The 1,652-nt window shown below is 69.6% G+C and carries 1 protein-coding gene; it reads right to left on the minus strand.

Annotated features, from left to right (window positions below; genetic code table 11):
- Positions 1-1,588: RiPP maturation radical SAM C-methyltransferase (locus tag ACIQOV_RS40630; protein WP_401056058.1), on the minus strand; the 1,588-nt coding region annotated here is incomplete at its 3' end.
- Positions 1,589-1,652 lie beyond the last annotated feature (64 nt).

Below are 1,652 nucleotides of genomic sequence, written 5' to 3' on the forward strand. Positions count from 1 at the left end.
CCCCCTCCTCGCCGCCGTCCGCGGCCGGTTCGAGCAGGAGCCGGGAGGACGGGTAGGCCTCCGTCCAGCGGTCGATCTCCTCCGCCAGCCGTCGTTCCAGCTCGCCCTGGATGCCGGTGGCCGGGGCGTCGAACAGGTAGACCAGGTCCTCCAGTTCCTCCCGCGGCAGCTGGTAGACGTGCTGGTAGATGTCGGCGGGGCGGCGCTCGGTGAAGCCCAGCGCGGGGTTGGTGAAGTGCGGACTGAACCGCTCCAGCGCGATGCGGGTGGCACCGCCCGGGGGCTGGAGGTGGCGCAGGGCGGGCATCTGGTCGATGATCTCCGTGTAGTCCTCGTCGCGTTCGCCCGGGAACCCGTAGAGGTAGTTCCAGACGCAGGTGAGCGCGTGGTTCTCGCACTCCCGCATGGTACGGACATTGCGGGCGCCGGTGACCCCCTTGTCCATCAGACCGAGCACCCGGCTGTTCAGGCTCTCGATGCCGGGCTGGACGTGGGTGACCCGGGCGCGGCCCAGCAGGGCGATCTGGTCCTGGCTGAGGTTCGACTTCACCTCGTAGTGGATGCGCAGGTCCCACCCGCTGTCGGCGGCCCGTGGCAGGAAGTCACGGAAGTAGTCCATGCTGATGATGTTGTCGACCGTGATGACATCGAGCAACTTGTGCCGCTGGACGAGCCGTTCGATCTCGGACCAGAGCTGCTCGCCGTTCTTCGAACGGAACTCCATCAGGCTGCCGTTGAGCCCGCAGAAGGTGCAGTGGTGCTTCTCGCCCCACCAGCAGCCACGGGCACCCTCCACCACGAGCTTGGGCTCGACGAACTCGGCCACCGGGGAGGAGTCGAAGGACTCCTGCCAGGCGTCGAAGTCGGGGCTGGGCAGCAGTCCGATCGGAACGGTGCCTTTGGCCTCCCGGTTGGCACGCGAGGTGCCGCCGTCCCACCAGCAGACCCCGGGGACGTCCGCGGGGGCCGTGCCGCGCTCGATGTGGGCGAGCAGCGCCGGGAAGGTCCTCTCGGCCTCCCCGCGCACGACGTGGTCCAGGAAGGGGTGGTTGCGGTGCAGGGCGTGGCCCATGACGCTGTCGCAGTTGCTGCCGCCCAGCACGGTGACGACCTCGGGCCGCAGGCGCTTGATCTCCCGGGCGAGGGCGAGCGAGGGCACGTTCTGCAGGAAGGTGGTGGTCATGCCGACCACGTCGGGGTCGGTGGCGAGCACCTCCCGGGCGGCCTCGGCGATGAACCGCGCGGCGTGCGGGCGCATCCGCAGCAGGCTGTCGATCGACGATCCGGTGCGGGCCGCGTAGGCGGTGAGCTGCTCGGTGCCCCACTGGTCGTCGTCGTAGAGGCTGCCGGAGAAGACCCAGTCGCCGAAGCCGTCGAACACCTGGTCGTCGGCGACGGTCATGTACTCCGTCGGGGTCAGTTCGCCGTCGCTGTGCTCCAGCAGGAACTCGGCCCAGCGCAGCCACCCGTGGTACTCGGCGACCTCGTCGGCCGGCCGTTCCCGGGCGACGAGTGCGTGCAGGAGACCGACCTGGAGCGACGGCATCTCCAGGGCCTGCCACGGCATGGAGACGAGCGCGATACGCATTCCCTGGCCTTTCGGACTCTCGGACGGTGAAGAGGACAGTGGAGAGGCGGCCGCACCACCGGGG

Origin of the sequence: Kitasatospora sp. NPDC091257, assembly GCF_044757675.1 — a bacterium.
In the GTDB taxonomy this organism is placed as follows: domain Bacteria; phylum Actinomycetota; class Actinomycetes; order Streptomycetales; family Streptomycetaceae; genus Kitasatospora; species Kitasatospora lactacystinica.